Genomic DNA, 25173 nt, shown 5'->3' with positions numbered 1-25173 from the left:
CGGGAGCGTCCGAGCGACAGGTCTGCGGACGTCCCCACTCCGTACCCACGGCCGGGCCGGGCCTACAGGTTCAGCGCCTTGACGATCTCCTCCTCCAGCGACACCACGAAGTCGTCCTTCGGCTGGGCTTGCTGGGCTTGCTGGGCGGGCGACGGGATCGACGGGGCCGACGACCGCTCCTGCTGCTCCGGGGCGAACAGCGGCGGCGCCGGCCGGCGGAGCCCGAACCAGTCCCGGAGGTCGGCGAGCGTGCACGGCTCCTCCTGCTCCTGCCGGCGCGCGACGAAGTCGACCACCCGCCGCAGGCCGTCGGTCATCAGCTCGGTGCCCTCCGCCGTCCCGAGCAGCTCCCGCACCAGGGCCACCGTGCCGGTCGAGGTGCCCCCGGCCAGCTCGACCAGCCGGTCGACCGCCCGGACGTGGGCGAGGCCCTCGGGGGTCACGGTGGTGAACTCCCGGCCGTAGGCCGCCCTTCCCCACCGGACGGTGCTCTGCAGCCGCTCCTGCTCGGCGGCGGACGGCGGGGTCTCCCCTGGCGCCGTGAGCCTGCCGTCCCGCTCCAGCGTCCGGCGGACGTCGTCGAGGAGCAGCGCGTCCCCGCCGAACCTCGGCTTCCCGTCCCCGGCGCCCTCGCTGAACGTCAGGTAGTGGTCCGCGGGGACCTGCCGCTCCCGGGTCTCCGCCAGCGGCACGTCGACGGTGAACGGCAGCACCCCCTTCTCGGCCACGGACTCCCGGCTCCCGTCGAAGAACGTCACCTCGATCTCGGCGGCACCCGCGTACCGGGCCATGGGCACCGACCCCTTGCCGTTGCTGACCAACGGGCCGTTGTCGCCCAGGGCGCCGCCGTCCCGCCAGAGCCGCTGGGCGCCGCCGGTGATGCCCGGGGTGTTGGTGATGTCGCCGGGGAGCTTGACCCCGACCTGGGCCTGGAGGCCCGCCTGCCGGGCGTTCAGCTCGGTCAGGACGGAACCGGAGGCGACGGTGTTCGCCGGGCTCAGCTCGACCGCGGTGTCATTGGTCCGGTGCACCAGCTCCACGAGCTTCACCCGCACCTCCACTCCCTTGTCCTCGCCCAGCAGCCACCGCCCGGGCGAGGCCGTGGCGATCTCCGTGCCCCGGGTCGCGGTGCCGAACAGCGCCGAGAGGTGGCTGTGCGAGGTGATGTTCTCCACCGCCGCGCCGAGCTGTCGCCACGCCCGCGACCCGAAGTACTCCCGGCCGCGCAGCCGCACCAGGTCCTGCACGCCGCCGACGTCGCCGAGCCAGCGCAGCACGTCGGTGTCGCGCAGGCCCTGCCAGACCCGGGCCGGCGGGACGGGGACGGCGACCTGCTCCGGGACCACCACCGGGACGGTGTGCGGCGGCGGGGGCGGGGTGGCGGCGGGGGCGTCGGTCCGGGCCTCGGCCTTCGGCTTCGGCTCGGGGGCCGGCCGGGTCTCGCCGGTCTCGACGATGGCCTCGTAGCCGATCCGCGCGGTGCGCACCACCGTGGTGGAGACCCCGACCAACGGCCTGCGGGTGATCCGGATCCGCAGCTGCGCGTCACCGTCGTAGGCGCTGCCGGGCACCTTGGCCTTGGTGGCCATCCCGGCTCCGGTGCTCCGGCTCAGGATGTCCATGTGGTCCTTGCCCCAGCCGACGTTGCCGGTCAGCCCGACGGTCACCGGCACGGCTCCCGCCACCGGGATGGTGCCGTTCACCCCGACGGTCACGTTGTTGCCGTGGCCCGCACCGAAGTTGGTGACGCCGTCGGAGCTGGCGAAGCTGTGCTGCACCTGGGTGCCGGCGTTGAACTCGGTCGTCCCCGTCCCGCCCAGGTGGTCGCTCCGGTCGAGCAGGACGGCGTCGATCCGCACCGTGGTGCGTCCGTGCCGCACGACGATCGCGTCCCCGGCCGTCATGGCCTTGAGCCGCGCCTGCAGCCTTATCGGGGTCAGTTCCTCGGTCAGCTTGCGGACGATGCCCTCGCGGTCGTTCCCGAACGGGTTGTCCCGGCCCCGGTCCAGCTGGTGCAGGACGGACTCGCCGAGGGACTCGGCCCTGCGCGCCGGCCGGTCGGCCCCCGGGGTCTCCTCGTGGATCGCGTACACGTCGCTGACGATCGTCGAGGAGTCGAGCCGCCGGTGGTCCAGGAAGCCCGCCGGCTGCCTCGTCGTGGCCGTCGGCGCGGCCTCCCCGTCCACGGGCAGGGCATCGCGCCGCGGGACGGCCACCCGGGCGCTGCCGTCCACCTGGTCCCGGAAGGTGCCGTCGTGCAGGCCCAGCCGGGTGAACCTGACCTCGACCTCGTACCTCGTGGCGGTGTCGAAGAAGACGGCCGGCTCGGTGTGCTTCCCGCGGTTGGACACCGAGGCGATGGTGTCCGCGGCGCCGCCGTAGGTGCGGTCGATCCGGTGCGTGGCCCCGGCCGTGACGTCGACGAACGTGGTCTTGATCTTCCCCAGGACGCCGCCGGTGTAGCGGTGGAGGCGGTCCCGGGCGTAGCCCTGGCCGGTCGAGGTCTGGGTGCCGGACTCGAACTCGTACTTCTCCGTCGTGGAGTGGTACGTCGATTCGCCCAGCTTGGCCGTGACGGTGATGTCGGCCCGCCAGACCTTGCCGGAGACGGTCTCGGTGATCCGCCCGCCCCGGGTGAGCTGGGAGAGCTGGGTCTTGAACGCGACCCGGCCGAAGGTCTCCCCGATCCGGAACCTCACCTCGTCGGACAGGTCACCGTACTTGGCCCACACCGCCTCCGTGATGGTGTCGCGCACCCGGGCGGCGTCGGTCAGGCCGTGCACCACGTAGGAGGCGTTCAGCTGGTGCCGCTCGGCCATCCGCCGCGGCGCCCGGTACTTCGCCTCCTCCAGCGCCTTCACCGTCTCCGTTTCCGCCGCGGTCCTCGCCGTCTCGGCCGTGAACTCCGGCTCGCCGTCCTCGGTGCGGTGGACCGTGACGTCCGTCGTCTCCCGGCTGTCCAGGCCGACCTCGACCCGCACCCGCTCGCTGACGGACGTGCCGCCGGGCTTGGCGCCGGGCTCCCCGAAGGTGACCTCCAGCACCAGCTCGGCACCGTAGATCGCCTGCGTGACCCCGTGCTTGCCGCCGGCGTACGAGCGGTCGGCGTCCCGGCCGCGCCAGGCGAACCGGTCCCGCTGCTGGCCGCTGCCGGTGGCGGAGAGCTCGATGCCCGGCGCGTCCTTGCGGACGACCCCGCCGAGCTGGCCCTGGGCGGCGAAGGTACGGCTGAGCAGCCGGCGGTCGGCGGAGAACTCGCCGGTCTCGTTCACCTGGTTGAGCTCGGCCTTGGCGTCCTCCCGCCGGTAGGTCATCTTGGCGACCCCGGCGGTGGCGGTGACGACGATGCCGTCCTTGCCGTGCAGCTTCAGCTCCAGCGGCTCGCCCCGGGTCATCGCGGTCAGCCGGGACGCCAGTTTGGGCTGGCCGAGCACGTGCATGACCTCTTCCCGCACCGAGCTCCAGCCGTCGCCGAACAGCTCCCGGCCCTTGGCGTCCACCGCCCTGCGCAGGGCCGCGGTGCTCTCCAGGTCCCGCAGGACGACCGTCTCGTCCAGGCCCTCCGTCCAGACGCGCTTCGGCGGCGCCTTGGCCGCGACCGGCGCGGGCTGCTCCGGCTGCTCCGGCTCGGGCGACTCCTTGGAGACGTCCTCGGACACGTCCCTGGTGTCGGCGCGGTCGACGAGCAGCCGCGCCCCCGCCTCGCCCGCCGGGTGCTTCTCGTCCTTGCCGTTGAAGGTCAGCTCGAACCGGACGGTGCCGTCGTAGAGCACGCCGGGCACCTTGGACTTGCTGGTCAGCTGGGAGAGCTGCGCGTGTCCCGAGACCTCGACGTGCTCACGCCCCAGCCGGCCGGTGGCCCCGGCGTTCACCAGCACGCCGTCCGGCTTGGGCCCGAACGTGGGCACGATCGGGAACTGGGTGGCGTGGGCCCGGTCCGTGACGCTGCTGTGCACCTGCTGGTGGACGGTGCCGACGGTGAACTCGGTCTCCTTGGTGGTGCCCACCTGGTGCGGGTCCACGACCCTGGCGGTGATCCCGACCGAGGCGAGCGTCCGGCCCCGCCGGTCGGTCAGCTCCACGGTGACGGGCTCGTCCGCCGTCATGCTCTTCAGGTCCCGTTGGAGGCGGACGAAGTCGACCTCGGCGAGGAGCTTGCGGCGCAACGCGGGCCAGTGCTCGCCGAGTTCCTCCGCGGCCTTCGCCTCGACGCCGCGCAGCAGCGCCTCCACCGGCCGCAGTCCGTGCTGGTCGCCGCGCGGCGAGAGGTCCAGCACGATGTCCTGACCGCCCACCCGGCCGTCGAGCAGCCGCTTCGGCGGCACCCGGGGCGTCCCGTCCGCCGGGTCGTGCACCGGGATGCCGACCGTCGTCCCGACCTCCACGGTCGCGGTCCGCCCGCCGTCCGGGGTGTGCACCAGGGCGCTCTCGTGCCGGAGGTCGCCGAAGTCGAGCTCCAGCTTCAGCTCCGTGGCGTACACGTCGTTGAGCGTGGAGGTCTTCGAGCGCGCCACCATGCCGCCGGCGTCCAGGCGCACCTCGCTGCTGCCCCGGTCGTGGAAGTAGCCCACCAGCTCGGCGAGGTCACCGGTGCCGCTCGCGTGCTTGCCCTGCAGGCCGACGTTGTACTGCCACCGAAGGTCCCCCCGCGTCCCGGTGAGCACCATCCGGTCGGCGCCGTTCTCGATCTCGATCTTCTCCTGGCGCAGGAAGGTCCGCTTCAGGACCTCCCCGCGCAGCGAGATGCTGCCGCTCCAGCCGCTGCCGTCGAACGGGGCCGTCCACACCTCGCCCCGGGAGAGCGCGGCGAGCACCGGCCGCAGTGTGCCGGGGCCGAAGTAGGCGTCGGCGAAGGAGCGGATCGCCGCGCGGTCGCCGGGCGTGACCCTGGCGAGGACGTCGATGACCTTGTCGCGCACCGCCGCTTCGTTCTCGGTCAGCCCGATCATGAGGTCCGTGCCGGCGATCGCCGCGGGCTTGGCGGGGGGCTCGGGGTTCTCCTCCGCGGCGTGCCCCGCGGCGTGCTCCTCGGCCTGCTCCTTCGGCCCCTCCGGGCCGGTCTCCCGTTGCGCGTGGCTGCCGTCCTCGTGGTGCTCCCTGACGACCGGCTCCGGGGGCCTGCTGCCGTCGTAGTGGTTGACGCCGTCGTAGTACAGGGTGACCGGCTGCCCGCCCTCCGGGCCGAGGACGCCGCGGTCGTGGATCCCGTCGTGGTGCATCAGCCGCAGCCGGATGCCCAGGGCGTGGGCCAGGGCTGCCGGGAGCATCTCCCCCGCGTTCGTCCCCCACTGGCTGCGCCAGTTGCGGACGGTGCGGAGCAGCGCCTCGCGCTCGTGCGGCAGCGCGGGGCTGTGCCCGTCGGTGATGTACTGCGCGACGACGCCCTCCAGTTCGGCCCGGGACATCCCGGCGAAGGCCGAGCGGTCCCCCTCGGGGACGTACGACAGCAGCTGGCGTTCGCTCAACTCGCCGAGCCGTCCGAGCTGTTGGCCGCGCAGGCCGCGCAGGACCTCGGCCGGGAAGTCCTCCGGCGCCAGGTCGCGGTAGTGGTGCTCGACCGTACGCCGGAGCTCGTGGACCGCGACCGTGGGGCCGGCGACCAGATGGGGTGCGCTCACCGCGACCGCGTTCAGCAGGCAGAGGCCGTTGCCCGAGACCTTCACCCGGGTGCCGGGCGGGCCGAACTCCTGGACGTCGAGGTGCTCTTGCGACCCCTCGCGGCCCATGGTGTGCAGCAGGGTGGAGTGCGCTCCGGCCCCGGGGCCGTCGGCGGCGGGCCGCGGGGTGGCCCAGAAGTCGGTGATCAGACCGTTCTGTTGACGCACCGTCACCCGGTGGGCGGGGAAGTCGTGCACGATCTCGGCGGGGACGGTCGCGCCGGCTTCCGCGCCCCGGGCGAGCCGCAGCTGCGCGTCCTCCAGCAGGTGGTAGGCGAGGCTGCGGCGGTCCGCCGGCGGCCAGGTGTCGGGCATGCCCCGGCCGGCGTTCGCGGCGAGGTTGGGCATGGCCCGGTCCACCCGCGGCCCGAACTCCGCCGCCAGGTCGGTAGCGGCGGGCGGACGGGTGCCGGTCCAGGGCGCGTCCGGGGCCCGCAGCGGCTGCGCGTGCGGCACGGCGGCCACCGGGGTGAGGGGGGCGGGGTTGTGCGCCGCCAGGAAGCGGGCGAACGCGGGGAGGTCGCGGCCGGCCGTCTGGAGGACGTCGGGCAGCAGGACGTCGAGCGCGGTCTGGACGCCGTTGTCCCTGGTCGCGGCCGCCTGGCGGGGGTCCGTCCGCAGGCCGGCCTGGCGGTCCGCCTCCATGATCACGGCGACCGGGTCGAGCCCGGGCCGGCGGCGCAGGGCCTGCCCGGGGTCCGCGGTGAAGTCCAGCCGCACCCGGACCAGGGGCTCCCCGCCGGCGCGGCCGAGGTGGTCGTCGAGCCTGCGCTGCAGTTCGGCCCGGTTGTTCGGCGTGTCCGAGGGCCCGCCCAGGTGGACGTTGAGGGCGAGCTCGACGCCGTTCTGGCCGCTGTCGAAGCGCACGTGCCGGAAGGACCCGGGGATGTGCATCGTCGTGCCGAGGCTGCCCATCCACACGGGGGACTGCGCGACGACGTCGGCGGCGCTCCACCGCCGGTGCGGCTGCACGGTGGCCGGGCGGTGCGTCAGGTGCCGGCCGTCCTCGCTGACGCCCTCGATCAGCACGCCGTCGGCCAGGCCGGTCCAGTGTTCGGGCCGGGCACCGGGCGGGCTCTGCGTCCGGCGGTTCGCGTACGCCTGCGCCACGGCCTGCTCGACCTTGGCGGGGGTCCAACCGGTGGGGTACAGGGTGTGCGTGCGCCAGTCGTCCCGCCGGTGCCAGTTGCCGGGGAAGCGGGCTTCCGGCGAGTCCGGGTGGACCATCGGGTCGAGGTACCAGACACCGGCCCGGTAGGTGCCGTTGTCGTTCGTCTTCCACGGCCGGTCGACCCGGACGCCGCGGAACAGGTTGGCCGCGGGGTTCGGCACGTGGTGGGCGCCGTCGAGGGTGCGGCGGTTGCCGTAGCGGACGTGGTCCTCGGTCGACTGGCTGAAGGCGCCCTCGACCGGGCGCCACGGCGCGTGGGCGGGGGTGTCCAGCCCGTCCTGCCACGTGGAGGGGCGGAACGAGACGATCCGGCCGCCCCGGACCTCGCCCTCGATCCGCACACCGTCGTACTCGCCCAGCCAGTGGTACGTCGCGTCGCCCGTCCGCTCGATGCCCACGGCCTTGCGGGCGGTGAGCGGGTGCCCGTCGGGCCGCGGGCCGACGGGCAGGCCCGTTCCGGCCGGCGGACGGCCGGGCTGCGGGGCGTCGCCCGCCCGGCGGGCGGCGAGGTGGGCCTGCTCGGCCGCGTACACGGCCTGTTCGGTGGTCCAGTGCTTGGGGAACATCGTCCGCGTGGTCAGCGGGCTGCGGGTCTCGTCGAAGTCGCCGGCGCGTCGGCCGGCGTGCATGACCCGTTCGGCGGTGGTGGCCGCCACGTCGAAGGTGCCGTTGCGGTTGAGCGATCCGGTCACCTCGGCCGGCCGGGTCCGTCCCGAGCCCAGCGTCGGGTACAGGTGGCCGCCGTTGCCGCTGCGGCCGCCGTGCAGCGCGGTGTCGATGACGTCGCTGCCGAGCGAGACCCGCCTCGGCAGGCCGTCCGGCGTGAAGCCGCCGTGCTGGACGGGCTTGCCGGTGCTGTCCTTGGCGGGGACGCGTGAGGGCGTGCCGAGGGCCAGGTCGATGGCCGAGCCCAGCTGGCGCAGGTTGCGCGGCTGGAGGACGGTGTCGGGCAGCCTGTGCAGCTGGACGCCGGGGTGGTGGTCCCCGTCGTTGTGCAGGCGGCCGCCGGGGACCACGAGCCGGGAGCCCATCCGGCCGCCGTCCGGGTACATGGGGCGGCGCCCCCGGCCGTGCCTGGCCTCGCGGTACTCGTCGGGGAGGCCGAGGTGGTGGCCGATCTCGTGCGCGAGGGTTTCCGAGGTGGTGCCGAAGTGCCAGGCCTGGTGGTGCTCGCGCCCCGGCTCGGGGTGGACGGCCACGGTCTGGGCGGCCGGCCCGGCCGTGTCGGCGAGGACGACGCGGACCCTCAGCAGGTCGCCGTCGGGCAGCCGCTGGCCGAGGTTGTACGCCTGGTCGACGCCCTCCGTCACGCGCGACTTCAGGGCCTCCAGGGCCTCGCGGACGTCGGGGCGCTGCAGGTCCAGGCGGCGGGTGTCGAGGTGGAGGCGGACCGTCAGGACCTTCTCGTGGTCGACGACCCGGCCGGTGTCGTCGCGCAGTTCGACCCGGTGGACCTCGAAGCGCTGGGCGACCCGCGCCTCCATCTCCCGGACGAAGTCGTTGCTCGGCGGCACCGCGGTGGCCAGCGGCCGCCCGAGGTCCTCCGCGACGGACACCTTCCGGTGGTGGGACTCGCCCCAGAAGTCGGTCACCAGGCCGCCTTCGACCCGGACGGCGAGCCGTACCCCGCCGAAGTCGCCGCGGTGGATCCGGGGCGCCGGGGCGCCGCCGGGCGTGGTCTCGTGCGCGCTCCTCGGCTCGTTGTGCGTCGCGACCCAGTGCGCGGTGTACCGCTGCATGGCGTCCGGCCAGGTCGTGGGCAGGCGGCGGCCCGCTTCGGGGGCGAGCACCGGGGCGAACGCCTGCGCGATGGCCGGGGCCTGTCCGTGGACCCAGCCGGCGGCCGGCTCGCCGGTGCCCGGGGGCCGGCTCTCGGCGACCGCCAGCAGCCGCGTCCTGTGGTCCAACGGCGTTGCCCCGACCAGGAGTTCGGCGGTCAGGGTGGTCAGCCCGGTGGCGTCCACGGCGTCCGCGAGGTCCGGGAACAGCTCGGCGAAGGAGGTGACGGTGTCGTTGACGACGTCGAGCTGCGGCGCGTCCTCCGTGCCCTCGACGAAGTTCAGCCGCAGCCGGACCAGGCCGGCGCCCGGGGCGGTGCCCAGGTGGGCGTCGACGAGGTCCTGCAGGTGCTGCTCCATGGCCTCGACGGCCGGGTGGTTCGGGCCGCCGGGGTGGACCAGCTCGATGTCGGCGAGGATCTCCACGCCCTCCTGGCCGCTGTCGAACAGCACCCGGCGCACGTTCAGCGGCACGCCGTGCTCGTCGCCCGCGTCGTGCAGGGCGCCGTGGTGGACGACGTGGTCGTCGGCCCAGGCGGGGTGGGCGGGGTGGGGCTGGTCCAGCGTCGGGCTGTGCAGGATCAGCCGGCCGTCCAGGGCGAGGCCCGCGATCCGCACACCGCCCGCCTCGCCGATCCAGTACCGGACCTCACCGGGGGCCATCGTCAGCAGGCCTCCGGCGCTCGTCGGCGACTCGGCCCAGTGCAGGGTGCCGTCGGGCACCCGCTCGCTGTGGAACGCGTTGGCGAAGGCCTCCTCGACCCGCTGCCGGGTGGTCTGCCCCGTCCAGTCCAGCGGGTAGTACACCGCCTTGGCCGGGGCGTCGGCCGCCCGGCGCAGGTTCCACGGCAGCCGGGCCTCCGGCGAACCGGGCGTGACGCCGGGCACCGGCGTCCAGTCGTGGACCCGTACGACGCCGTTGTGGCCCACCGAGTGGTCGGTGGCCGGCCAGCCGCTCGGCCGCACGGGCTCGGGCGGCGGGGCGCCGACGGCGCCGGCCCGGTGCCAGACGCCGCCGGGCGGCGGGCCGACCGGGGTGCGCCCGGCCCCGGCCGCGAAGGAGGCCGAGGCCCCGAGGACCGGTGCGGTGTGCAGGAGTTGCGGTTGCCCGTCCGGCACCGCCTCCTGGTGCGCCTCCTGAGGCGTCTGCGGGCCGGCCGGCGACTCGTGCGGTTCCGGGGCGCGGTGCGGCGCCGGGGCGTTGGGGTGCGCCTGCGGTGCCAGGGGCTCGCCCCAGAAGTCGACGATCCGCCCGTTCTCGGTGTGGACGCCCAGCACGAACGAGACGAGCCCCCAGCGGAAGGTCTCCGTGGTGGTGCCGTCCGCGCGCGCGGCCTGCAGGACGTTGTAGGCGACGCTCCTGCGCTGCTCGGCCGTCCAGGCGTCGGGCATGCCCCGGCCCGCGTCGGGGCGGAGGTTGGGCATGGTGACCGCGATGACCCCGGCGTCGTCCGTCATCAGCCGGGTCAGTTCGGTGACCGGCGGCCGGGTGCCCGTGCCGGGCGGCCCGGGCACCTGGAGCGGGGGGACCTCATGGGCCGGGTGCTGCTGGGCCAAGGCGCGTACGTAGGTGGGCAGTTCGGCTGCCGCGGCCTCCATCAGGCCGGGGGCCAGGGCGAACATCGCGTCGAGGACCCCGTCGTGCGGGTCGGCGCTCCCCTCGTTCAGGGCATGGACGAGGGACGGCAGGTCCTCCCCGCCGCGGGGGTGGGCCTCCGCCGGGTCTGCGGTGAATCCCAGCCGCAGCCGCACCCGCGGTTCGCCCTCGGCCCCGCCCAGCAGCCGGTTCGCGTACCGCTGCAGGTCGGCCCGGAGGTCGCCCTGGTGGGCCGCGATCTCCGCGGGGTCCACGTGGACCCGGACGGTCAGTTCGATCTCGCGCCCGCCGTCGGCGGACACCAGCTCGCGCAGCACTCCGTGGAGGCGGTCGCCCGGCCCGATCGGCACCTGCCGGGCGGGCGACACCGTGACGACCTCGCCCGGGTCGTGCCGGGCGGGGGCGGGCTGCTCGGCGGCCGGGCGGTGGGCGAGATGCACCCCGTCCCGGGTGATCCCCTCGATCCGCACGCCGTCGGCCTCGCCCACCCAGCGCTCGGTCCGGCCGTCGGTGTCGACGGTCCGCCGGTGCTCGTAGGCCTCCGCGACCGCCCGCTCGATCCGGGCGAGCCGCCAGTCCCGGGGGTACATCGTGTGGGTCGGCGAGTCGCTCCGCCGGTGCCAGTTGGCGGAGATCCAGGCCTCGGGCGCGTCCGGGTTCACCTTCGGGTCCAGGAACCACACCTTGGCCTGGTAGGTGCCGTTCGCGTTCGCGCTGCCCGCCAGGTCCCGGGTCCGGACTCCGTGGAAGGTCTCGGCCGCGAACCCCGACGCGGTGTGGACCCCCGCCAGCAGGTGACGGTTGCCGTAGCGGACGTGGTCCTCGGCCGGCTGGGTGAAGGCGGGGTCCTTGGCGCGCCAGAGCAGGTGGGCGGGGATCTCCAGCCCGCTCTGGTCATGGGACGGACGGAACGAGAGGATCCGGTCGCCCCGCACCTCGCCCTCGATCCGCACGCCGGCGTACTCGCCGGTCCAGCGGTAGGTCACGTCCGCGGGGCCGGTGGCCGCGCCGCCGTCCGACGCCGTCGGCCGCCGGTCGATCGTCCCGGCCCGGCGCGCCGCCAGGTGCGCCTGCTCGACCGCGTACACGGTCTGCTCCAGCGTCCAGTGGCCCGGGAACACGACCCTGGTCCTGCGCCCCTCGACGTCGCCCGCCAGCCGGGAGGTGTGCGTCTCGCGCCGGAGCTCGTCGCGCACCAGGACGGTGCCGTTGCGGTTCACGCCTCCCGGCAGCCGCTCCGGGGCGGGGCGGTCCGAGCCCGCGTAGGGCAGCAGGTGGCCGCCCCGGCCGTCCGGCCCGCCGAACAGTTCCCGGCGGACGACGTCGCCCGCCAGCTTGACCTTGGTCGGCAGACCGTCGTTCGGGTGCGGGAGGTTGGTCCCCGTGGCGCCGCGCCCGAGGGCCATGAGCGCACCGTCGATCACCGCCCCCAGCTGACGCAGGTGACGGGGCTGCAGGACGGTGTCGGTGACGTGCGGCGCGTACTCCCCGGGCGAGTTGTCGGCCGAGCCGATGGAGAAGCGGCCCCGCCGGTCGGTCAGGTGGGTGGCCATCAGGCTGCCGTCCGGGTAGGCCACCCGGCGGTCGCCGGCCTCCCGGTACTCGTCCCGCAGGCCCAGGTGGTGGCCCAGCTCGTGCCCGAGGAAATAGGCCTCCGTGCGCAGGTGCCACTTCACGTGGCCCTCACGCATCTCCTTGGGCTCGACGAGGATGGTCGACACGCCTTCGCCGGGACGGTCCACCACCTGCGTGCGCACCCGCAGGAGGTCGCCGTTCGGCAGCCGCTGGCCCAGGTTGAAGGTCTGGTCGGCCCCTTCCGCCGCCCGCTCCTTCAGCGTCGCCAGCTCACGCCTGGTCCGGGCGTCGGTCAGGTCCAGCTTGTCGGTGTTCAGGTGCACCCGGACGGTCAGCACGGTCTCGCGGTCGACGACCGCGCCGGATTCGTCCCGCCGCTCGACCCGGTGGACCGTGAACCGCTGGATGAGCCGGTCGTCGAGTCGGTGGAGGAAGGGGTCCGTGGGCGGCTCGACCGTCACGAGCACGGGCCCCAGGTCTTCGCCGCCGGAGACCTTCCGTGCGGACGGCTCGGCCCAGTAGTCGACGATCCGGCCGCCCTCGGTCAGCACGTTCAGGCGGACACCGCCGAAGCTGCCGCGGTGGACGGTCGGGGCCGGCGTCCCGTCGGGGGCGTCCTCGTGGAGGGGACGGCCCTGCTCGTGGGTCACGGCCCAGTGCGCGGCGTAACGCTGCTGCTCGGGCGTCCACGCCGGCGGCAGGCCCCGGCCCGCGCCGGCCGGGAGGTCTGCGGCGAACCGGCCGGTCAGGTCCGGCGCCTCGCCGTGGACCCACGCACCGGCCGGGTGCGCGGGAGGAGCGTCCGGCGCCTCGGGGACCTGCGGCGGCTCGTCCAGGAGCAGGCCGTGTACCAGGGTGCTCACGCCGTTCCCGGCCACCTCGGCCGCGAGGTCCGGCAGCAGGTCGGCCAGGTGCTGCGGCTCCTGGCCGCCGATCCGGACGTCCTCGCCGTCGGCGACGTCGACGAACTCCAGCCGGAGCCGGAACGGCAGGTCCTGCGGCCTGCGGTGCTCCGCGGCGAAGTCGTCGGCCGACTCCCGCAGCCGGCGCTTCGCCTCGGCGACGGCCTGGTCCCCCACCCCGTCGGCCCGCGCCACCTTGATCTCGGCGGTGAGCTCCACTCCCTCCTCACCGTTCTCGAACCGCATCCGCCGGACCCGCATCGGCGCGCCGAACGGATCGTCGGGCACCCGCTGCCCCTCGCCGTACCGGACGTGCGGCTGGACCAGGGTCGGACTGTGCAGGACCATCTCGCCGTTCAGGCGGATGCCCTCGATCCGCACCCCGTCGACCTCACCGATCCAGTGCTCCGCCGTGCCGCCCTCCGAAGACACCAGCTCCGTCAGCGAGATGAGCTTCGGCTCACCGTCCGGCCCGGTGATCCACACGTCCCGCCCGGACGCTTCGAACTGCTCCGAGTGGTAGGCGTTGCGATAGGCCTCCCAGACGCGGACCAGGGTGCCTTCGGCGGTCCAGGACCGCGGGTAGTACACGCCGGTGCCCGGGGAGTCCGCCGGACGGCGCCGGTTCTGCGGGAACGCCGCCTCCGGCGCTCCCGGGTCGATCCCGGGGACCGTCTCCCAGGCGTGCACCCGCACGACGCCGTTGTCGTCCACCGTGTGTTCGCCGGCGGGCCAGGCGGCGCCCGGCCGCCGGGGTTCGTACGGCCCTGCGCCGGACGGGTCCTCCAGCCGCTGCCAGAGGCCGCCGGACTCGTGCACCAGCGGTCGCGGACCGCCACCGGGCACGACCCAGTAGTCGACGATCCGGCTGCCCTCGGTCAGCACGTTCAGCCGGACACCGCCGAAGGTGCCGCGGTGGACCATCGGGGCCGGCGTCCCGTCGGGGGCGTCCTCGCCGACCGGACGGCCGTACTCGTGGGCCGCAACCCAGTCGGCGGCGTAGCGCCGCTGCTCCGGCGTCCAGGTCCGCGGCAGTCCGCGGCCCGCGTCGGCCGGGAGGTCCGCGGCGAACCGGCCGGTCAGGTCCTCCGCCGCGCCGTGGACCCAGCCGCCGGCCGGGTGCTCCGGGGGGATGGGCGGTGCGTCGAGCAGCAGGCCGTGGACCAGACCGCCCAGGCCGCCCGGGTGCACGTCGTCCACGAGGTCCGGCAGCACCTGGGCCAGGTGCTGCGGCTCCGGGTCCCCGACCCGGACGTCGGCCGGATCGGGTGCGTCGACGAACTCCAGCCGCAGCCGGAACGGCAGGTCGCCGTGCACCAGGTTCTGCCCGACGAACTCGTCGGCCAGCGCCTGCAGCCGCAGCTTCGCCTCGGCGACGGCCTCCTCCCCGACGCCCTCGGCCCGAGCCAGCCGGATCTCGGCGGAGAGCTCCACCCCCTCCGCACCGTTGTCGAACGACATCCGTCGGACCCGCATCGGCACGCCGAACGGGTCGTCGGGCACCCGCGCCTCCTGGCCGTACCGGACGTGCGGCTGCACCAGGGTCGGGCTGTGCAGGACGATCGCGCCGTTGTGGATGACGCCCTCGATCCGCACCCCGCCGGCCTCGCCGGCCCAGTGCCACGCGTCGCCGCCGGTCAGCTGCACGAACTGCGGCCCGCCGTCCGCCCCGATGGTCCGCACGAGCCGCGCGTCCGCGTCGAGGTACGTCTCGGAGGCGCGGTTCTGGTAGGCCTCCTGGACGCGGTGCCAGGTCTCGTCGGCGGACCAGTGCCGCGGGTAGTACACCGTGCTGCCCGGGGAGTCCGCCGGACGGCGCCAGTTCCACGGGAAGTCCTTCTCCGGCGACTGCGGGTCGATCCCGTCGACCGTCTCCCAGCTGTGCGCCCGGACCACGCCGTTGTCGTCCACCGTGTGCTCGCCGGCGGGCCACGGGTCCGACGGCCGGACCGGCTCGTACGGCGTGCCGTACCCGTCGTCGAGCCACTGCCAGATCCCGCCGGCCTCCAGGACGGGCCGACCCTGCTCTGCTCCCGGCGCGAGCACCTGGAACTGGCCGCCGTCCTGCGGCAGTTGGTGGGGCGCCGCCGCGGGCCCCTGGGGCTGCTCGGGCTCGCCGTGCAGCGCCATCAGGTCGGGCTGGTGCCGCTCGGCGCGCGATCGGCGCTGGTCGGCGAAGGCCTGGCCCGGGGTGCCCTCGAAGTGGGTGATCTGCCCGCCCTCCAGCGTCACCCGGAGCTCGACACCGGCGAACCGGCCGACGACGGACGCCGTCGCGCCCTCCCCGAGATCGGCCAGGAACCGCTGCGCGACCCTGCGCGCCGCGTGCCGGCCCTCGACGGCCGTCCACTCGGGCGGCAGGCCCTGGCCCTCGTGCGCCGCGAGGGCGGGGTGGAGCGCCGGGGCGTCGATGCCCGCGGCCTCCAGGTCCGCCAGCCGGGTGCTGGTGAGCGGTCGGTGGCCGGTGCCCGGGGTCACCGGGGCGCGCAGCGGCGGCTCCGGCGCGGGGGCGCGGTGCAGCTCGGCGACCAGCTCGCGGGTGTCCTGGAGGCGCGAGTGGAGTTGCTGGGCGAATGCCGTCGGGTGCGACGCCACCGGCGGCATCGCGTCCGAATCGGTCCGTTCGGTGACGAAGCGGAGCCTGACCCGGAGCGGCCGGCCGCCCGGCTGCGCCTCGGGCGGGAACAGCTCGTGGGCCTGGGTGTCGGCGATCCGCTGGAGCTCCTGCCGGTCCTCCCGGGTCAGGTCCTGGTCGTAGTCCCGTACCTGGACGACCAGTTCGGTGTCCGGCCGGCCTTCACCGTCCGGCAGCACCCGGCGGTAGCCGATGGAGTAGTCGACGTCGCCCTCCACCACCGGGCGCTCCCACAGCGGGAGCGGCCCGCCCTCGCCGTCCCCGCGGTGGGACGGCTGCCACTCGGTGGGGCGGTGCACGAGGTGCTGCCCGTCCCGGGTGATGCCCTCGATCCGCACGCCGTGGGACGTTCCGATCCAGTGCAGGCCGCCGTCCGGCAGCACTTCGCCGAACACCCTCGCCCGGTACGCCCGGTCGACCCGCTCCAGGACGTCCTCGGACACCCAGGAGTCGGGGTAGAAGGTGCGGGTCTCCTGGCCTCGGGGGCGGTGCCAGCGGGACGGGAACTCGCTCAGCGGCGAGTTCGGCGCGACCTGCGGGTCCAGGAAGTAGGCGGGCGCCCGGTAGGTGCCGTTGGGGTTGCGCACGGCCGTCCCGATGTGGACGCCGTGCACGGCCGGGTCGACGGGCCGGCGGTCGCTGTGGTGGTGGAAGCCCGTGAGGGTGTGCCGGTCCCCGTAGCGGGTGAGGTCCTCGACCCGGTGGCCGTAGGGGTGCGAGGGCGGTTGGGGGACGAAGGCCGCCGCGGTGAGCCCGGACTGGTCGTCGGAGGGACGGAAGGAGGTGAACTCGCCCGCCCGGATCTCGCCCTCGATCCGCACCCCGGCGTACTCGCCGACCCAGTGCTGCGAGAGGCTTCCGTGCCCGGTGATCCCGTCGTTGCGGCGGGCGTCCAGGTAGGCCTGCTGCGCCGCGTACACGGCGTCCTCGGCCGTCCAGTGCGCGGGGAACATGGTCCGGATCCGGTTGAGCGCCGCTTCGCCGGCGTCGGCGCGGTAGGTGCCGTTGGGGTTCACCGGCCCTGCCTCGGGGCCCTCCGGGCCGGACGCCCGCGGCAGTCGGCGCCGGTCGGCGGCCGGCGGCGGGGTCAGGTGCCCGCCCAGGCGGTCCGGCCCGTCGAAGAGCGAGATCCGCCGCGCGTCCTCGCCGAAGGCCGCCCGCATCGGGAACTCGCCCGCGGGCACCGGCCGGGGGGCGGTGCCGAAGACCCGGTCGAGGACCGAGCCGAGCTCGTTCAGGTTGTGCGGCCTGAGCGACACCGGCGGGGTGTTGTCCGACTGCACGGGGTGCTGCGCGTCGTACCAGACCCGGCCGAACTCGTCCCGGCCCGGCGCGGTCATCAGACCGAACTCCGGGTAGACGGGCCGCGGGCCGGCGCTCTGCCGCCGGTACTCGTCGGCCAGGCCGAGCAGGTGGCCGACCTCGTGGCCGATCACCCGCGGCTCGGTGTTCACGCCCCAGTGCTGGGCGTGCTCCTGCGAGGTGTGGGACTGCACCTCGACGACGTGGTGGGCCTCCTGCGGACTGTCGACGAACCGGACGGCGACCTCCAGCAGGTCGCCGTTGGGCAGCCGCTGGCCCTGGTTGAGGACGTCCCGGACGCCCTCCTCCGCGTTGAGCCGGACGAGGTCGAGCTGCTGCTCGACCAGGGCGGGGGAGCCCTCCAGGCCTTCGGCCCGCAGCTGGACCCGGACGGTCAGGACGGTCCTGGTGTCCCCGCCGGGCTCCTGGACCCGCCGGGCCTCGTAGGACTGGAAGAACTGGGCCTGGAGGGAGCGCAGCAACGGGCGGACGGGCGGACGCACCTCCGCCGTCGCCAGCACCCGGCCTGTGGGTGCCGGGCCGTCGGGGTGCCGGCCGCCGGGCGCGGCCCACACGTCCATGATCTGCCCGTTGCGGACCCGCAGCCGCAGCCTGGCTCCGCCGAACTCACCGGTGAGGATCTCCTCCGGCCGGCCCCTCGTCGGGCCGTTCTGCTCCGTGAAGACCCGGTGGGCGGCGTAGCGGGCCTCGTCCTGCGTCCACTCCCCGGGCAGTCCGGCGCCGCGGCGCTGCCAGGCCTCGCGGTCGAACGACCGGTGCAGCCCGCTCGGGTCGTCCAGGCGGAACAGCGGGGCGTGGCCCGCGTCGACTCCGGCCCGCTCCTCCTCGGTGCTCTCGAACACGAGGTCGGCCACGTCCTCGGCGTTCTCGCGGCCGAACGCCTCCGGCAGGTGGTCGGCGAGCACCGGATCGGCGTCGGGACGGACGGCGATGTCCACCACGCCCGGGCCCGGCTGATCGGTGAACTCCAGCGTCAGCCGCAGGAGTCGGTTGCCGTCAAGCTCACCGAAGTGGGCCGCGGCCTGGGCGCGCAGCCGCGCCGCCGCTGCGGCGACCTCCTGGTGCGACATCCCGGCCTCCGGCCGCAGACGGACGCTGAAGGCGATGTCGTGCAGCTCGTGGCCGCTGTCGAGAAGGAGCCACCGGATCCGGAGGTCCGGGGTGCCATCGCCCCCCTCGCCCCCGAGCTCCGCCGGGGGCGACGCGTAGAGGACCCTGGTCCGCTCCGACAGCGGAGCGCCGTCGGGCCGGGTCTCGGCCGGGCCGTGCGCCACGACCCGGCCGTCCTGCGAGATCCCGGTGATCAGCACCCCGTCGTGGCTGCCGATCCAGCGGGTGCGGCCGCCGCCCAGGTCGACCTCGCGGTCCGGGTGACGGGCGACCAGGGCGACGGCCGCCCTGACGTCCGCGGGGGTCCAGTGGCCGGGGTAGTGCAGCTGCCCCCGGCCCGTCGGATCGAGTTCGTCCAGGCCCACCCGGCGGACGCCTCCGTCTTCGAGGAGGACACCCGGCTCCCGGACGGCCGGCGCCACGGATCCGTCCCCGGTGTGGTGTCCGAGGCGGCCCAGCGCCTCGTCCGCGACTCCGCCGAGGAAGCGCAGGGTGTGCGGCGAGTGCACCGGCACGACCTGCTCCACCCCGACGTCCGTGTGCTCGGCGGAGGGGATGGCGAACGCCCGGCCCAGCTGGTGGACCAGCGCGTCCCGGGAGATGGACAGGTGCCAGTTCCCGTCGTCCTGGCTGACGCTGCGCTCGTGCAGGCGCACCGTCCGGTGCGGGTCGCCGGTGCCGTCCACGAACTCCACCCGCACCCGCAGCAGGCTGCCGTCCGGGAGCCTGCTGCCGGTGTCGAACCGCGCGGCGGCGTCCCGGATCCGCGACTCCAGCGCGGCCACCTCGGCCTGGGCGTCCTGGCCGGTGAGGCCGGAGCGGTCCAGGTGGGTGCGCAGCACGAGGACGGTGACGTCCTCGCCGTCCGGCGTGGTGGTGCCGCGCCGAAGCTCGAACCGCTGCGGTTGCGTGCTGCCGCCCACCGTGACCTCGGCCGACTGGTGGCCGGGCAGCAGCGCGGTCGCCAGGTCCTGGGCCAGGTGCGGGAACACCGTGGGGTGCGCGCCGGGCGCAGGCTGCGAGGAGGACGAGGAGGACGACGAGGACGACGAGGACGAGGCTTCCAGGGTGGACGGCAGCTCGTCCGGGGTGGCCGGCGGCTCGGCCGTCGTCCGGCGAGCAGGCTCGGGGACGGGCCGGTTGAACTGCGCCGGGAAGTCCTCCTTGTCGCCGACGCCGTAGAAGTCGAGGATCCGGTACTCGCTCCAGTCCCGCCTGATCTCGATCGTGACGCCGTTGTGCTGCACCCGTGTGACCAGCACGAGGTTGTTCTCCGGGTCCCGCGTCTCCCGCCCGATCTGGGTGCCCTTCAGCGCCGCGTGCCGGGCCTCCGCCGCGGTCCAGCCGTCCGGGAGGTTCCGGCCGGCGTCGGTTCGCAGGTTCGCGGAGAAGGCGTCCGAGGTCATCGGGTCGGAGTCGAACCCGCTCTCCGTCGGCGGCCTCGTGCCGGTCCCCGGTGTGCCGGGCTCGACCAGCGTCGGCTCCACGGGCCGCCGCCCCCCGGCTGCCGTCCACGCCGAGGACGTGGCCGGGTCCGGGGCCGGTCCGGCCGCGCGGCGGGCCGCCTCCGTGAACCCGGGCGTCAGGGTGCGGGTGACGTCGGGCAGCAGGGTGCCCAGGTCGGCGTCGCCGGTGAGCGCGTCCGCCCGGATCACGGCGCCGGGGTGCGCGTCGGCCTCGTTGTCGGCGAACTCGACCGTCAGCCGGACCGGCGGATCGCCGGCCGGCCGCTGGTTCCGGACGAACTCGTCGGCGGCCTTGCGTACCGCCGCCCGGGCGGCCGCGGCGTCCTGCGGCGACGCCCCGTCGGCGAGGCGCAGGTGCACCGGCACCTTGACCTCGATGCCCAGCTGTCCGTCGGCGAAACGGACGTGTCGGCCGGTCAGGGCGGGCCCGCCGGTTCCGTCCCCGGCCGGGGCCTTGGTCCAGGCGGTGAGCGGCTGCTCGGCGGTCGGGCGGTGCGTCAGGTGACGGCCGTCCCGGACGATCCCCTCGATCCGTACGCCGTCCGCCTCGCCCACCCACCGCACGGCGCCGGACTCCAGGGTCTCGGACGTGTGCCGTGCCGTGTACGCCTTCTCCACCGCGGTCAGGACCTCGTGCGGCGTCCATGCCTTGGGGTAGAAGGTGTGGGTCTCCCAGTCCGCGCGCCGGTGCCAGCGGGACTCGAACTCGGACATCGGGGCGCCCACGGTCACGGCCGGGTCGAGGAACCGGATGCCCGCCCGGTAGGTGCCGTTGTCGTTGACCAGGAGCGGCGTGTCGTCCACCTTGATGCCGTGGGCGGTGGCGGCCGCCGTGGTCGGCTCGTGGTGGACCCCGGTGAGGGTGTGCCGGTCGCCGTACCGGACCAGGTCCTCGACCCTCAGGTCGAAGGCCCCGCCGGTCGAGCGCCACGGGACGTACGCCGGGGTGTCCAGGCCGCCCTGGTCGTCGGAGGGGCGGAAGGAGGTGAACTCCCCCGCCTTGATCTCGCCCTCGATCCGCACGCCGCCGTACTCGCCGACCCAGTGGTAGGCGTACGTGCCGGTCTCGGTGACCTTGCCGGTGCGTCGGGCGTGGTGGTACGCCTGCTCGGCGGCGTAGGACGCGTCGTCCGCCGTCCAGTGCTCGGGGAACACCGTCCGGGTCCGCGCCGACCGGGGCCGGTGGTCGGCCAGCTCCCCGACGTGCATCGCCGGCGCGGCGCCGGGCCCGCCGACCACCTTGAACGTGCCGTTGGGCTGCTCCGACCCGGGCACCCGCTGCGGGCGGGCGCGCTCCGAGCCCAGCGGCGGTACCAGGTGGCCGTCCAGGCCGTCCGGCCCGCCGTACAGGGCGCGGCGCAGCACGTCCTCGCGGAACCGGGCCCGGGCCGGCCGGTCGCCGTCCGGCGCCGGGCCGCGGTCCCGGCCGAAGGCCGCGTCGACCACTCCGCCGAGCTGCCGCAGGTTCCGGACGGCCGGCGGGGTGTGGGGCAGCGCCTGGGCCGGGCCGCGGTCGGAGTGGTCCATGTCCAGCCAGGGCCGGCCGAACGCGTCGATGTGGCGACCCGCCATGATCCCGGGCTCCTGGTGGACGGCCCGGCGCCTGGACTTCGCCTCCCGGTACTCGTCGGGCAGGCCGAGCGCATGGCCGATCTCGTGGGCGATCACCCGCGACTCGGTCGTCAGACCCCACTCGCCCAGGTTCTCCCGGGCCGACTTCTCCACGATGGCGACGGTGTGGTGGGCGGTGCCCGCGTCGGCGACGAACTCGATCTCGACCCGCAGCAGGTCGCCGCTGGGCAGCCGCTGCCCGAGGTTGTAGACCTTCTCGACGCCTTCCCTGCCCCGCTGCCGAAGGGCCTCCAGGGACGCGGCGGTCTGCGGATCCGCGGGATCCAGTGCCGGGTCGAGGTTCAGGTGGACCCGGACGGTCAGCACTGTCTCGGTGTCCCCGTCGGCCAGCCGGACCCGACGGGCGTCGAAGGACTCCCACCGCCGGTCGGCCGTGGCGCGGGTGAACGCGTCCTGGGGAGGCCTGATCTCCTTCGTGGGGACGAGCACCACCTCCGGCTCGTGCACCGGGGCGGTCGTCTGCGGGCGCAGCTTCTGGTGCGGCTCGCCCCAGACGTCGGCGATGACGCCTTCCTCCACCCGGACGCTGAGCCGCACCCCGGCGAACTCGCCGCGGTGGACCTTCGGGGCGGGGCGGTCCGCCACGGGCTCGCCCACGACCTCGGCCGTGCCCGTGCGCAGCACGTGCCGGGCGGCGATGCGGGCTTCGGCATCGTTCCACTCCGGGGGCAGGCCGCGGCGGGGGTTGCCCCAGGCCGCGTCCGTGAACGAGGACCGCGGGCCGCCCGAGCCGGTCTCGGCGACGTGGACCTCGGTCACCCGCGGCGCCTTGCGGGTCTGGGTCCCCATCACGAAGTCGAGATCGTGCTTGCCCGCCGCCTCCCGGAACTGCTGCGGCAGCACGTCCCGCAGCGTCGGTTCCATCCCCGGCGTGACCGGGACCGTGACCGCGTCGGCGCTCGCCGCCTCGGTGAACTCCACGCGCACGTTGAGCAGTTGCCCGTCGTCGGCACCCGTCTGCTGGCCGGCGGTGAACTCGGTTGCGAGCGTCCGCACCTTCTGCCGCACCGCCTCCTGCTCGGCGTGCGTCATGCCGGCGGACGGCTCCAGGTGCACCCGGACGGTGAACTCGAAGCCCTCCTGCCCGGTGTCGAACCGCACCCGCTGAAGGCTCACCTTGTCGTACCCGAAGAGCTCCGTCCGGGCCCCCCGGCCGGCCACGGCCGTCTCGTTCCAGGCCTCGTGGGGGGCGGGAGGAACGGGGACGTCGGGGAGCGGGCGGTGGTACAGCAGCCGGCCCTGCGGGTCGAGGACCGCCTCGATCCAGACGTCCCCGGCCCGGCCGACCACCCCGATCAGGCCGTCCGGCCGCCAGTGGGCCTGGTTGCCGTTCACCACCTCGACGACCCGCCGCGCGATCGTGTCGGCGCTCCAGCCCTCCGGGTAGTACACCCGCTCCGGCGCGCCCGCCGGGCGCTGCCAGGCGCGCGGGAACGCGGCGATCGGCGACGCCGGGTCCACCCCCGGCTTCAACTGCCAGCCGTCGTGGTCGCGCACGACCCCGTTGGCGTCGGTCAGCGGCCCCGGGCCGGGGCGGCCCGGCGTACGGTCGGGGCGCAGCGGCGCAGCGGCCGCACCGTTGGCGTCCACGTAGTACTGCCAGCCGGGGAAGTTGACCGGGTCCGCCGCCGGCAGGTGGTGCTGGACGGGCGGCTGCGGCTGCTGCTCGGTGTCGTCGTTCGACTGGGTGTGACCGCCGGTCGTGCCGTCCGTTCCGTCCTGCAGCGTCCGGGGGAACCGGTCGTCCGACGGTGTGCTGAGGACGGTGTCGTGGTTCGGCGGCGACATCGGCAGGTCGTCGTCGCGCTCCGCCGGCAGGTAGTGCAGCTCGCCGTTGGCATCCTCCACCAGGTACTGCAGCTTCGGATCCCGATCCTCCTGGACTCCGGTGCGGCGGTCCCGGGTCTGCTCCTGGCGGTGCTCCTGGCCCAGCAGGACCGACGCGATGTTCGGGTCGGGCTGCTGCTCGGTGCGCGGTTCCCGCGCCGGGGGGCGCGGGGTGGGCTGGTGCGGGGTGGGCTGGTGCGGGGCCGGGTTCGGGCCCGGCTGGTGGTCGGAGGAGGTCGGGACGCGGGCGGCGGTGGCGCTCGCGGTCGCCGTCGCGGTCTTCTCCTCCGGGGTCTCGCGCGGCTCGGGCTGCCGGGCCGCCTGCTCGTCGCCGGACTGGGTGCGGCGGGGGGTCGGCCTGCCGGGCTCGCCGTTCTTCGGCGCCTCCTGCTTCGGCGCCTCGGTCTTGGAGGCGTCCGGCTTGGGCCCGGTCGGCTGGTCCGGGTCGGACTGGAGCCGGACCGGCGGGGTCGCGGCGGACGAACTCGACTTCGCCGTCTGCTTGTTGGAGTTTCCGGCCGTCTCCGGCTCGGGCTCCCCCGGGCTGGAGGTCTTCCGGTGCGGCGGCGCGGGCTCGACGTGGGTGTCGGTGTTCTGGTTCTCGCCCAGGAAGTGCAGGCCCGCCAGGCCGATCGAGTCGGAGTCGCCGTGGTCCCCCGTCGTCAGCTCCAGGTGGTCCAGCAGCTTCTGCATCGCCTCGGCGACCTCCGGGTCGGCCTTCGGCGACTCGTGCTCCACGCCCGCGAACTTGTTGATGGCGTTGCCGATGTCGTCCAGCGAGGCGCCGTGCAGCTTGGCGATCTCGAAGGCCCCGGGGTGGCCGATCCGCGGCACCGGGAACGGGACGACCTTGCCGGAGGCCAGGCAGGCCAGGGCGGCGAAGTTGATCGGGTGGTAGAGCGGGAAGTACTTCGACGCCCCCTCCGAGACCAGCTTGGACTGCTGCTCCTGCACCCAGGTGTGGTACCTCGTCATCACGGGGTGCGCACCGAGGTGCATGAGGTGGCCCATCGCCCCGGTCATCACACCGCCGACGAAGCTCCCCGCCGAGACGGAGAACTCGTGCCGGTCGTCGAAGATGAGGTTGTAGAACCCCTCGGTGAGCACGTTCTGCACACCGCTGCGGATGTAGTTGCCGAGCGCCGAGCCGAGCTGGAACATCCTGTTCCCCTCGGTCAACTCCCCTGCCAGCTTCGGCAGGTGCTCGGTGAGCATGGTGACCTCGCGGGCGGAGAGCTTCTGCCCGACCTCCTTGGAGAAGACCCCGGAGAGCGCGTCCTTCACCCCGGCCCGCGCGGCTTCGTTGGACCCCCAGTGACCCGCGAAGGCCTCACCGAACTCCCGCCCCAGCTTCCCGGCGATCTCCTTGCTCCCGAGGCTCTGGCCGAGGTGCTTGCCGAAGATCCGCTCCATGTCCTTGACGAAGATCTCGGAGAGCGTGCCCTTGCCGGTCTTCCCGAAGCCGTGCCGCAGCTGCTCCGAGGCCGCCTCCATCAGCCCGCCGAGCTCCCGGGAGAAGGCCTTGGCCTCCTTCTTCCCGAAGGACAGCTTGGCGAGTTCCTGCTCGGACTTCTCCAGCGCCGCCTTGCTCATCTTGCCGAGCGAGCCCGCCTCTGCCTTCTCCGCTCCCTTGGCGGCGGCCTCCAGCAGGCCCTTGAGGCCCTCCAGGTCACCGTGGACCAGGAAGTTGCTGAGCTTGTCCGCCAGCAGCCGGCCGCCGCTCTTGCCGAGGAGCCGGCCGAGCAGCTTGCCGAGGCCCATGCCGAGGAGGTCCAGCGGGCCGCCGAGGACGCCGCCGATCAGGCCGAACAGCGCTGCCTGCCTGGTGAGTTCCTTGTCGAAGGTCTTGCGGTTGCCCTGGTCCAGCTGGATCTTCTGGAGGATCTGGTCCAGGATGACGCCGCCGACGACACCCGAGAAGGTGTGCATCAGGATGGTCTTGAGCAGGTACAGCATCAGGGCCTTGAGCGCGGCCTTGGTGAGCAGCTTCTTGAGCACCAGCCCGGACAGGCTGGCGCCGAAGCTGAACGGCGACCAGAAGATCGCCAGGGCGATCTCGATCATCAGCTGCACCAGCTGGGCGATCGCCATCCACTTCGTGTACTCGACCGAGTTGGCCACGTCGCCGGCGCAGGCGGCCAGCTCCTTGGCGGACTTGGTCGCCCCCGCGACGTAGTCCTCGCCGTGGCCCTCCCCTTCGCCGATGAACGAGTTCATCCGCTGGCCGAAGGTCTGCGCGGCCTGGCCGTGGAACTCCCGCAAGCACCTCGCCGCCACCGTCGCGATCAGGTCGCGCAGCTCGGGCAGGTCCTTGGCCAACTGCTCGTACGCGTCCCGGATGTCGCGCAGGTCGCCTTCCTTGATCTCCGGCCAGGGCATGCCGGTGATGATCGTGAAGAAGCGCGCTGTCGAGGCGCTGACCTCGATCGACGAGTGGGACACGTGCTGCCTGCCGTTTCCGGTCGGTCCAGGGGGTGGTTCAGAGGCGGTGGTTCAGAGG

Annotated in this window: 1 protein-coding gene; it reads right to left on the bottom strand. The window is 74.5% G+C overall.

Annotated features, from left to right (window positions below):
- Positions 1-62: 62 nt before the first annotated feature.
- Positions 63-25115, bottom strand: a complete 25053-nt coding sequence (locus OP86_RS38805; RefSeq protein WP_030255529.1) for an EndoU domain-containing protein — start codon at positions 25113-25115, stop codon at positions 63-65.
- Positions 25116-25173 lie beyond the last annotated feature (58 nt).

It is taken from the genome of Streptomyces novaecaesareae (assembly GCF_000716875.1).
In the GTDB taxonomy this organism is placed as follows: domain Bacteria; phylum Actinomycetota; class Actinomycetes; order Streptomycetales; family Streptomycetaceae; genus Kitasatospora; species Kitasatospora novaecaesareae.
This window is presented reverse-complemented; position numbering and strand designations above follow the sequence as displayed.